This window comes from Streptomyces sp. MUM 203J (assembly GCF_022414595.1).
In the GTDB taxonomy this organism is placed as follows: Bacteria; Actinomycetota; Actinomycetes; order Streptomycetales; family Streptomycetaceae; genus Streptomyces.
In genome coordinates this window covers 1-9,104 of the sequence record NZ_JADWYO010000107.1, presented here as the reverse complement: position 1 = coordinate 9,104, position 9,104 = coordinate 1, and the positions used below count along the sequence as shown (strand labels likewise).

Sequence of the window (9,104 nt, the reverse complement as noted above, 5' to 3'; positions counted from 1 at the left end):
ATCCAACCGGCCCAGCCACCACGAGCGCCAACCGCAACCCGGCGAACCTATGCGGTCACAGCACTAGCTAGGAGAGAACCCATCGGTGCGGGTGTCCGGGGCCGGCTGGACAGGTGAAAACGTGCAGGTCCCGGTCCCGGCCGAAGCGGAGCCTCGTGGGTTGGGCAACGGACCGACCACCCCGGATCGAGGCCATTCCTCGCAGCGACGGGTCGCGGTCCTCCAGCGGCACCCAGCTGTGCGAACCACCGTCCATCTCGTAGTCCTCGGCCGTCAGCAGCAGCCGCATCGGCGTCGCGCAGGCCGCACAGTCGACGGCAATCGGGCCCGTCGACCCCCAGCTGGGAAAGCCGCCGACCCGCCAGCCGGGCGGGATCGAAAGGTCGCCCTGGTAGGTGGGAGCGTCGGGGCCGTGCTCCATCGCCTGGGCGTCGTCCCATGCGTCGATGCGGGCGATCAGCAGGGCGGGCAACGTGTCGTCCTCCGCCCAGGGATAGGTGTCCACTTCTTCGGGATGCAGGACACACGGCTCGGGAAGTTCGTGCTCCCGTCGCAGCAGGGGTACTTCAGGCGGAGCGGCGAGGAAGCGTTCTGCACGTTCAGTCTCCGCTGCCTGCCGCCACACCAGGCCGTAGCGGCGCTCCAAGTACGGGCCGTGGGTGCAGGGGCAGCGGAAGAGCTGCACCAGGTCCGCATCGTCGGGGCCGGCAGCCAGGCCCGGGATGTCCCGGCGGAAGAACTGGGCCAGCCCCACGAACGGTACCGGTCCGTCCTCCCCAGGCGTTCCGGCCCCGGGCCACGGCCTGCTCGACGGCCAGGCGCCTGCGGCCCGGGCCCTGCGGATCTCATCCCGCGCGTACCCCTCAGTCTCGCGCTGGTGCGGCTCGTGGCAAACCGGCCATGGCTCGCCGTCTGGCCACAGCATCGGCCCACCGATATGGCTGTCGCGCATGCCGGGCCGCCCCGGCCTGGGGTGCAGCCGGGTCGTCCGGCCACGGTGGGCGGCCAGCTCCGGGAACACGGCCTCCACGGACACTGGTCTCGCTGGCGTTGTCCTCGTCATGCGCAGACCGTACGAGGCCGGGAAGATGCCACGCGAACGGGTTGCTGGCAGCCCGGTCACGATGAAGCTCGGCGCCCGGCCACACTGGGCAGGGTTCTTCTCCGTCGTGTTGAGCACAGCCACCCTCCTGAAGCACCGAGGTGTTCTCGGAACTGGGCAACATCGACACCTGGAAGAGCGGAGCGTTCCTGCTGTCGAACAACAGACGTTCTCGGAGCCCGCCTACATGCCCAAGTCCACCGGCCGGGACCGTGCTCGGTATCCACTCCAGCGAGCGGAGCGCCGCCCGCTCGCCGGGCTCGTCTGGCACCGCGACGATCCGGCCGTCCCCGTGGGCGAGATCGCCGACGCCGCCGACCGGCTCGTCACCGACGGCACCCCCCCCGGCACGTCGGCGCCTCGAACTGGACCACGAACCGCTCCACGGCGTGGATCCGCCACGCCGACCGGCCCCAGCTGGCCAGGCCCCTGATCAGCCGGCCGCTGTGGAGCCTGGCACGCCGCGCCCACCCACCGGACGAGCCGTGGCTCGTCGAGGCCGACCCCGCCCACCTGAACCTGGCCGCCTCATACGGTCTGACGCTCATGCCCTACCGGGCGCTGGCCGCCGGGTACCTGACCGATACACACAGCGGACGCCACGAAGCCCACCACGCCGCCGCCTACGCCACCGCCGACAACGCGGCCCGCCGCGAGCGGCTTCGGACAGCGGCCGCCCGGCTCGGCGTGAGCGTGCCCTGGCTCGCGCTCGCCTGCCTGCGAAGTGCGAGTCGGCCGGGTGGTGCCGGTGATCGGCCCGCGAACCGTCAAGCAGCTGCGGGACAGTGTGACCGGCGCAGCCATCGAGGTTCCCCCGGACCTGCCCGCCCGCCTCGCTGGGCCGCAGCCGTGACCGCGGCCGCGGTCACGGGCAGCGACGGCTGACGACGGCGTTCACGAACACCCCGTCGGCCAGCAGCCAGACCGCCCCCGGCACATCCGTGAATCCTCTCGGCAACGCCTTCGTCACGCCGTCTCCCCCTCATTCAGTTTCTTCTGGGAACCACGGCTCACCGACGCCGACTGCTCCATCGCCCAGGCCCTCGACCTGGCAGCCGGTTCGACATCCGAGTGGCACCCGTACTTCGGCGTCACCGACTGCGACGCGACCTTCGCCGCCGCCACCGACCACGGCGCCACGATCCTCATCCCGCCGTTCAACACCCCGGGCGTCGGCCGGATCGCCATGCTCGCAGATCCGTTCGGGGCTCCGTTCGCGCTGATCAAGGGGGACCCCGACATGACTTGAGGGATGCCCGGAGGTCTGTGACCGGGGTGTCACCGCCGCGGACGGCGGGCGGTTGCCGAGCCATCGGGCGGGAGGCTCTGGTGCCTCACCCGTCGATGGTCCCTCACCTGTCGGTACTGTCTCCCGTCACCCGAGCCGACGGCACGGCGGTGGGAACCGGACCGACGGGCGTGCGGGGTGCGCCGGTCGCGCCGGGTATGGCGGTGGAGGAATAGGCGGGCTCCGGGGGTGTCGTCCGTGCGGGCGAGGCCACGCCGTTCGTCGACGCGGACGGCGTGGGCACCGGCGACGGCACGGGCGGCATCGTGCGACCGCTCGCGGGTGGAGGGGCCTGTGGGGGTGCCGGGGACGCAGGGGTTACCGGCCTCGCGAAGTACAGCGGCACCGTGACGAGGGCCGCGATCGCACAGGTCACCCCGAACCCCGCGGCCGTACGCAGCACGCGGCGGCGGGACGCTGTGCGGCGGATCTGCGCATAGCGGCCGGGGGGCGGGGTGAGGTGGCCGGAGGGAGCGCGCAGGATCACCGCGAGGGGGTCGTCCGGCGCGGACTCCAGGTCGTCCATGTCGTCGTCAAACCGTGTGGTCAAGGCTTCTCCTGATATGGAAGCGGAGCAGTTCGCGGGCCGCGTGGAGGTCGGCCTTGACGGTTCCTTCCTTGCGCCCGGTCAGCACGGACACCTCCCGGATCGGCATGTCGGCAAAGTAGTGGAGGAGGATCGGGACGCGCAGCCGTTCAGGCAGGGACTGGACCAGCAGGCGCATCGAGGGGTCGGCTTGCTCGTTGCGGGGGTGCACCTCGGCTTCCGTCGTCACCCGGCGCATCGCCCGCCGCTCGCGTTCCAGCTTGCGCCAGTGGTCCCGCACGAGGTTCGCTGCGGTGACGTAGAGGAAACCACGCGGCTCCGTCACGCGGTTCCAGCGGGCCCAGAGCCGGGTGAAGGACTCGGAGGCGATCTCGTGGGCGGTCTCGTCGTCGTCGACGAGACCGCGGCACCAGCCGGCCAGGCGTGGATAGAGGGCGGCGAACAGTTCGGAAGCCGCCTTGTCTCGGGACCGTTTCAACGCTCTCCATGGTCGTGAGTGACTCGCACGGCAGGTGCGGTGGTGGGGATGCCGGACCGCCGGTCTTCCGGGGCCCGGCATCCACGCTGCCGTGACTGCGGGAGTCAGGGGGTTGCAGAGCTCAGCCTGGCGAAGACGATGACGTTGTCGCGGTACTCGTCATCCGTGCGAGGGCCGCCGCACGTGATCAGCCGCAGCTCGGGGCCGCTCACGTCCCCGTAGACGTCGTCCGCCGGGAAGTCCGCCTTGGCGACCGTCCGTACGGCGCTGACGGCGAATTCTGCCGATGTGCCGTCCTCCCTGCGGGCCAAGATCACCTCGCCCCGGTGCAGCCGGGCGAGGTGACGGAACACCCCGTCCCCGTAGGGGCCCACGGTGACGTGACCGAGGATGACCGACGGGCCCTTCTGGCCCGGTGCCGGCGAGTGCCGGTACCAGCCCGCCCGGTCGTCGGCCGTGACCGGCGGCACCTGCATGGTGCCGTCCGGCGCCAACCCCAGCCGTATGACCGGAGTGTCGACCCCGATCGCCGGTATCTGCAGCCTGACCGGGACCGCAGATCCGAGGGCACGCGCCGGGGCTGCGGATTCCGAGGGCGACGGAGGCGGTGCCGTGTCCCCGGAACTCCTCTGCGCACCCCCTTGTGCGCTCCTCGTCCTTCGGGGACGCGTGGTCGCGTCCTGCCGCTCCGCCTCGTGGCCGGCGCAGCCCGTCATCAGCAAGGCCACCCCTGCCGCGGAGAAGGCGCGCCTGGAGAGCGGTGTCATGCCCCGTTCGCCCGCCGCCGTACGACGAGGGCTGTCGCGCCGCCGGCGACGAGCACCGCGGCGGCTCCACCGCCGATCAGTCCGCCTCGTCCGGCCCAGGAGTCCGGAGCGGCCGCCGTCACTCCGGTGTCCGGAGCGCCCGAGGGTATGACGGAGACCTGGCCGGCGCCGGGCGCCCGGGTCGGTTCGGGAGACGGCGCCGAAGGGACGGGGGAGGGGGCCCGGGTCGGTGCGGCGCCGGGGGCCGGGACCGCAGAGGCCGAGGGAACGGTGGCCGTCGGGCTGGGGGCCGGTGCCGTGGAAGCCTCGTCGGCAGAGGCGGGCATGGCGCTCGCCAGCAGGGCGGTACCGGCAAGTGCCATGCCGCTGAGAATGGTTCGGCGCATCGGCTTGCTCTCTTTCGTCGTTCGCCCGGTATGCAGCGGGCTGGGTGACAGGTCGAGCGGAGAGACGACGCGGCAGCAGGGCGGGTTGCAAAGAGAAGGTAAAGTCGCCCCGGGTTTCATGCAGACCGGCGGCTGTCCGTGCTCATGAAGCCTGTTCTCGCCTTCACGGCCGACGTCACGGTCCGTGTCGCCGGGCTCCGTCTGCCGAAGGAAGGGGGCGCGCTGTCGGCGACCGTGGTTCCTGGTTCCGGTCAACAGGTCGCCCACCACTTGTCGTTGCCCTGAGACTTGTGTGCCGTGAGCACGGTGTGCGTGTCGGCCCGTCTGTCCGGTCCCGCTGCTCTCCCCTGTCGTTCCCCGCTTCGGTGGTGGGCTGTTCGGCGCCGGTCATCGGTGCCCTGGGAACGCCCTCTGAGAGCGAGTCCCCCTGCTTCGACGCGACTGCCCGAAGCAGGCGTACCACGCTTCGGACTCTTCCCTTCTCACCTTCTTTCGGGGCTCCGCAATGGACCTTCCGGCCTTCGGATCCGCCGTCGACCGAACACTCCCGCCCCCGCCGGTCGCCGACAGCCCTGTGAGAAGTACGCGAGTCCTGGAGCGTCCCTGCGCCGAAAACTCAGTCTCAGGTCCATGACAATGTGGCTAGTGTGACCCGGTGACAGAGTTCAGCATCCTCCGTGACAGCACGGAATGGCAGAAGGACTTCGAGCGGCGGCTACGCGCCTCGTATACGGCGGCCGGGCTGGGTGCGGCCGCGGCAGAGCGCATGCTCGATGACGTACGCGTCGGCATCGGCGACTGGACCGTCGCCGAGATCACGGACGCCGGGACCCGAGCGGGATACGTCGCCGTGGTCGTGGCCGACGACGACGGCACACGCGCGGGCCGTATCGGCGACCTCCGCGTCGACACGCCTCACGCCGGTCAGGGGCACGAGCAGGCCGCTCGGGACTGGGCCGAGAGATGGTGCGCGGAGCGCGGCGCAAGCCGACTGGACATACGGCTCACCGAGCCCGCCGGTGAGCTGTTCGAGGGCTACAGCGTCCGCGGCCAGCTCAGGATGCGGCGCGTCGGTTCTCCATCAGAGCCCGACGACGGAGTCACCGCGCGGCCGATGACACCGGCCGAGTATCCCCGGTGGCTCGCCTCCGAGAAGGCCTCCTATGCCGACGACATCGTCCGGGCGGGAGCACTGAGTCCCGAACAGGCCGTACGCAAGTCCGACCGCGACTTCGCCGAGCTGCTTCCCGAGGGTCTGGCGACACCCGACAACACGTTCCTGGTGCTCGAGGCGGCGGGCGAGCAGATCGGTACCGGCTGGTTGAAGCACGGGCACCTCCCCGGGGTCACCTACGGCTACTCACTGCACATCGAGGAAGAGCACCGCGGCAAAGGGCACGGGCGGGCCGCGATGGCGGCCGGCGAACAGGCCACGCTCGCAGTCGGCGACTCGGCGCTGATGTTCGCCGTGTGGGGCGGCAACAGGGTGGCGATGAACCTTTACACGAGTGTCGGATATCAGGTCATGGAGGAGAACCGTTACACCGATCTTCCCCGCTCCGGGGCCTGATGCGACTCACCATGCCGCAACGGAACCACCGCCCCGCTAGCTGACTTGACAGATCAACTGCATCGGAAGTCTTCTTCGAAAACCCTGAGTCCGATGCCGCAATCGGCGTCAGGGTCTACCCGCGGCTACGGGTTCTTGATCCGTGGCGAACAACCTTCCCGCAGGGGAAACAGGCGACTCAACCGGGCTTTCCTCTCCGTGTTCGAGGCCCCGGGCGATCTGGCATCGAACGCGGCATTGCGGGGGCCAGCGCACCGAGCGGAGGCGGCGGCCCGTGGGGAAGCCGACGGGCCGCCGCCCCGGTCGGCGCTCCCGTGCACCGGCGGCGGGCGGCCAGGGGGTGTCGGCCACTGGTGCTCCGGTCAGGTCTTCGGCCGGTCCACGCAGGAGTGTGCGTCGATGAGGTCGTCCTCGGGCTTGTGCCGGCTGATCCAGTCCGGCTGCTCCTCCACCAGCAGCGGCAGCGCCTCCCGGAAGTTGCCCTGCCATTCGCGGCCACCCACGTAATTCTTCAGCCACTCCGCGAGCCTCCGGCAGTCCTCCGGGTGGCCCTTGGCGAGACCGATCCCGTAATGCTGTGGTGCACCGACCGTCAGATCCGGGACGACCAGCAGGTCGTCCGTCCTGGCATGATGCTGGGCGAAGCCGTAGAGGAGCGTCTGGTCGGTGGACACGGCGTCTGTGTGCCCGTCACGCAGCTTCTGCACACACGCGGCGGCATCCGTTGCGCCCACCGACACCACGTTCTTCAGCTCACTCAGCGCCACGCGCGAGGTCGTGCCGTCCCAGGTGCACACACGCTTGCCGGTCAGGTCGGCATGGCTGCGGATGCCGGACTCGGTGCGGACCAGGAAGCCCTGGCTGGTGGTGAGATAGGGGCCGACGAAGTCGATCTCCCTCATCCGGTCCGGAGTGATGGAGAACGAGGCGATGACCAGGTCCGCGTCGCCCGACTGGAGCTTGGCGATGCGGGCGGCGGAGGACACGTCCGCGTTACGGGTGACCTGCACGCCCTCCTCGTTCTCAAGCCATGCCTCCAGGTCGAGGAAGAGCGCGTTGTCGAAACCCGAGTAGGTGTAGTTCTCGAAGAGCGACATGCCGGGCAGGTCCTTGTGCGTCGCCACGTCGACCTCGCCGGTTCCCAGGAACCGCCCGTCGCTCTGCTGGGAACCGCACCCCGCGGCGACGAGGACGAGTGCCGTGGCCACGGCCGCTGCCGTCTGGCGCCGGCGGCGCGCCCGGCGGACCGGTTCCGGAGTCTTTGTGTCTGGAGTCGGTCTCACAACCCGTCCTTCAGTCGTGGAGTGCTGCTTCGGCGACGGACACACCCATGCGGCACCCGGTATCGGTGTGCAGGACGGCCTCCACCTGCGCTTCGCCCCGGATGCCGCCCAGCGGGAGGGAGAACGCCTGCCCGCTGCGTACGCCCTCCACCCGGTCGGCGCCGCTGCCCTTGAGCCGGGCGTCGTACGTCGTGGCCGGGACGCAGGACTGCGCGCCCGGGGCGGCGTCGGAGAGTTCGAGAGTCAGCCGCAGGCGGCTGCGGTGAGGGGCGTTTCCGACGGTGACGGTCAGCCGCCCGCCGTCCGTCAGGGGCGCGTCGGCCTTGATCCGGGCCCGGCCCGTCACGTCCACCTCGCCGTGGGCCGCGTAGTACTGCATGCCGACGATGCCCGTGGTCGCGAGCAGGACGCACCCGACGGACACCAGCGAGGGCAGATACGTCAGGCGGTTCCCGGCCCGTTCGGCCAGCGTACCGACGGCCCCCGACACACGGCAGAAGGACAGGAGGAGAGCCGTCGCCATCGCGGCGTACAGCCATCCGAGCCGGTCGAGGGGCCCGTCGGGGGCGAGGAACAGCGCGGTGACGTCCAGGACGAGCACCAGGAAGAACTGTGGCCAGTTCCAGCCGCTCCAGCGCTTCACTCCCGTCGCGACTTCACGCCAGTCACCCCCGAGGACGACCTTCAGCAGGTGTACGTATCCGATGCCGACCGAGCCTTCGCCGGGGATCGTGACGTTGACGTCCCCCGGAGTGCGTGTGGGCTCGCTCACCGTTCGCTGTCCTCCGGCTCCTCTCCCTGCTCGTTCCGTGGGTGGTCCCCGAAGTCCAGGCTGCCGATGCTGCCGACGTAGCCGATGGCGGCCGACCGCGGGCCGTGCGCGGTCACGGTGATCGACCCGGGGTGGTACCCCGGAGAGCCGTGCGTCTCGGTCTCGTGCCGGATCAGCTCGTGCAGGTCCGCCTGCGGGTCGTCTATCCGCTCGGCCAGCCATTTCCCGATCGCACTCTCCAGAATCCGCCGGTCCTCCTTCGACAGTTTCCGGATCTGCTCGACGGCGCCGGCGGTCTCGTCGTCCCGCGGGTCCTCGGGCCGACGCTCCAGCAGCCGGCCGAGGAATGCGCGCCCCCGCTGGACCACACTGTCCGCCGCCTGGTTCTGCGCCGACTGGACAACGGTTCCGGCAAAGCCGGCGGCGGCTGTGGTGATCACGGGCACGATCGTGTTCGCAGCGTTCAGCAACTCCGACATAGGACCCCCCAGTCCTCGGAAACCGTGCCGTTCGGTCGAGGCGAGCGGAAACGGCGGCATGACGTCCCGTCACCTTGGTTTATCGACCCTACCCGCTGACAGCGCTCTGTGAAGCCATGGTTACCGAACGGTGATCCCGGGACATGCGGGGTCCGGCCTCGCCGCTGGTTCAAGCCGACGTACGGTGGGGGAGGCCGGGGGCCAGCCGACCATGAGGCATTGGCGGCTGCCCTGTTCGACGGTGACGGGACCAGCGACTCAGCACAGCCCGTCCCGCCGAGTTGATCCGTGCTGCGCCAAGTTACCTTCCCCGTTCACTGGTTCGGGAATGCCGGGGATCATCCGTACGGGCGGCCGATGCATCCGGGTCTGATGCAGGGTTGGGTGACAGGTTCGGTTACGCGGCCTGTAGGGCCGGTGTGGTCATGACGG

10 protein-coding genes are annotated in these 9,104 nt (G+C 70.3%); 1 reads left to right on the top strand and 9 read right to left on the bottom strand.

The window, feature by feature from the left end; genetic code table 11:
* Window positions 1–67: 67 nt before the first annotated feature.
* From I3F58_RS28700 to I3F58_RS28675, 6 genes are all read right to left on the bottom strand, one after another.
* The gene (locus tag I3F58_RS28700) at window positions 68–754 is read right to left on the bottom strand and encodes a hypothetical protein (protein ID WP_308355078.1); all 687 of its coding nucleotides are present in this window, start codon (window positions 752–754) and stop codon (window positions 68–70) included.
* 1,314 nt (window positions 755–2,068) lie between these two features.
* On the bottom strand, window positions 2,069–2,290 hold the full coding sequence (locus I3F58_RS29920; protein WP_374208059.1) for a hypothetical protein: 222 nt from the start codon (window positions 2,288–2,290) through the stop codon (window positions 2,069–2,071).
* A gap of 164 nt (window positions 2,291–2,454) precedes the next feature.
* Window positions 2,455–2,940, bottom strand: a complete 486-nt coding sequence (locus I3F58_RS28690) for a hypothetical protein (protein WP_240111638.1) — start codon at window positions 2,938–2,940, stop codon at window positions 2,455–2,457.
* Window positions 2,924–3,415, bottom strand: coding sequence for an RNA polymerase sigma factor (locus I3F58_RS28685; RefSeq protein WP_240111637.1), 492 nt, complete (start codon window positions 3,413–3,415; stop codon window positions 2,924–2,926). Before I3F58_RS28685 ends, I3F58_RS28690 begins: the two co-directional genes overlap by 17 nt.
* A 104-nt stretch (window positions 3,416–3,519) precedes the next feature.
* Complete coding sequence (locus I3F58_RS28680) at window positions 3,520–4,182, bottom strand: class F sortase (RefSeq protein WP_240111636.1); 663 nt, start codon at window positions 4,180–4,182, stop codon at window positions 3,520–3,522.
* Window positions 4,179–4,568 carry a Tat pathway signal sequence domain protein gene (locus I3F58_RS28675; protein WP_240111635.1) on the bottom strand — a complete coding sequence of 130 codons (390 nt, stop codon included), beginning with the start codon at window positions 4,566–4,568 and terminating at the stop codon, window positions 4,179–4,181. Before I3F58_RS28675 ends, I3F58_RS28680 begins: the two co-directional genes overlap by 4 nt.
* A 655-nt stretch (window positions 4,569–5,223) precedes the next feature.
* Here I3F58_RS28675 and I3F58_RS29710 point away from each other — a divergent pair.
* Window positions 5,224–6,138 (top strand): GNAT family N-acetyltransferase, encoded by a 915-nt coding sequence (locus I3F58_RS29710; RefSeq protein ID WP_240111634.1) that lies wholly within the window; start codon window positions 5,224–5,226, stop codon window positions 6,136–6,138.
* 362 nt (window positions 6,139–6,500) lie between these two features.
* On the opposite strand, the gene I3F58_RS28665 is transcribed toward I3F58_RS29710, so the two are convergent.
* From I3F58_RS28665 to I3F58_RS28655, 3 genes are all read right to left on the bottom strand, one after another.
* A complete protein-coding gene (locus I3F58_RS28665; protein ID WP_240111633.1) occupies window positions 6,501–7,346 on the bottom strand; it encodes a transporter substrate-binding domain-containing protein in 846 nt (281 codons plus the stop codon).
* Window positions 7,347–7,431: 85 nt separating this feature from the next.
* Window positions 7,432–8,193 (bottom strand): hypothetical protein, encoded by a 762-nt coding sequence (locus tag I3F58_RS28660; protein WP_240111632.1) that lies wholly within the window; start codon window positions 8,191–8,193, stop codon window positions 7,432–7,434.
* Entirely contained in the window at window positions 8,190–8,672 is a 483-nt protein-coding gene (locus I3F58_RS28655) for a hypothetical protein (protein WP_240111631.1), read from the bottom strand. Before I3F58_RS28655 ends, I3F58_RS28660 begins: the two co-directional genes overlap by 4 nt.
* Window positions 8,673–9,104: the final 432 nt, after the last annotated feature.

Excerpts from the sequence above, each read along its gene's own strand:
- I3F58_RS28655 (WP_240111631.1), bottom strand. The coding sequence starts at position 8,672 with ATGTCGGAGTTGCTGAACGCTGCGAACACGATCGTGCCCGTGATCACC.
- I3F58_RS29920 (WP_374208059.1), bottom strand. The coding sequence starts at position 2,290 with ATGGCGATCCGGCCGACGCCCGGGGTGTTGAACGGCGGGATGAGGATC.
- I3F58_RS28680 (WP_240111636.1), bottom strand. The coding sequence starts at position 4,182 with ATGACACCGCTCTCCAGGCGCGCCTTCTCCGCGGCAGGGGTGGCCTTG.
- I3F58_RS28675 (WP_240111635.1), bottom strand. The coding sequence starts at position 4,568 with ATGCGCCGAACCATTCTCAGCGGCATGGCACTTGCCGGTACCGCCCTG.